Origin of the sequence: Peribacillus sp. CSMR9, assembly GCF_033141925.1 — a bacterium.
Taxonomy (GTDB): Bacteria; Bacillota; Bacilli; order Bacillales; family DSM-1321; genus Peribacillus; species Peribacillus simplex_A.
The window spans coordinates 1-984 of sequence record NZ_JAOPHO010000206.1; the positions used below are offsets into that span (position 1 = coordinate 1).

The 984-nt window shown below is 40.1% G+C and carries 1 protein-coding gene; it reads right to left on the reverse strand.

What is annotated here, in order from left to right:
• Nucleotides 1-576: 576 nt before the first annotated feature.
• Nucleotides 577-840, reverse strand: a complete 264-nt coding sequence (locus N9I19_RS24920; protein WP_317779359.1) for a hypothetical protein — start codon at nt 838-840, stop codon at nt 577-579.
• Nucleotides 841-984 lie beyond the last annotated feature (144 nt).

Sequence of the window (984 nt, forward strand, 5' to 3'; positions counted from 1 at the left end):
AACTTGATGAAATCAGTGATCCAAGGGGCATGATAGGTGTTCGGTTGGAAATGAGAGGGATTTTAATCACAGGTCTTTCGGAACAATTTCACTTGTTTTTGTTGAGTGGGGAACGCCATCATAATTTGTTCCTGTTTTCTGTCACTTGTCCCAGAGGGGATGGACGATGACGGAGGGGGCTATCGGCTTATCCCCGTTCTGTTTTACCTTTCACCCTTAATCTATTTGACGGCCTATAAGGTCAACATGCGGTCATCTCTATTCCAGTGGCTATTGAACAACTTCACCGCATTTACCGCTTAAGAATCCCGGCATTATATTCTCTATTAGTAATAAAGGGCCTAAAAAAGGGCGGTTTTCGTCTATATTTAGTCATTTATCATCTTTTTTAGCCTTCTGGAAAGGAACAGGCTTTCACGCTTCCTTATGCTCCTGATAGCTCTTTCTAACTTGTTCACCTAAAACAAAATGAGGTGGGTGTTGGTAGGTCAAAGCATATTTAATTTGCTCATATATCTTCATACAAGCATTCCGATAAATGAAATCAAAAGAAAGAGCAGCCTAGTCGGCCACTCTTTATAACTTACCCTTATCTTGGTAATACTTTTTGACCAACTCATTAACCAAATGGGATTTCCACCCTCGTCCTTTTGCCTTCTGGTCTTTCATAAGTGCTTTGGCCACTTTCGGTTCAAAGAAACATCCGATCAACTCTGTTCTGCCCAATTTCGTTCCAAAAGTCTGTTCGGGATTTTTAAGTTCCAAAATCAACTTTTCAAAGCTTATTGTGTAAGGGTCTTCCTCCTGAGTAACTTTATCCCTCGAAACTTTATCAGGCATAAATTCCTTTCTGGCGTTTCTCTCTCGTTCTTTTCGCTCCTGGTCCTCTTTGATTTTCCGCTTATATTGTTCAGATACATCAATCTTTCAATAAATCAGGTTCGAATTGAAGTGAACAATAGGACGGCTTTCCATAATTCTTTG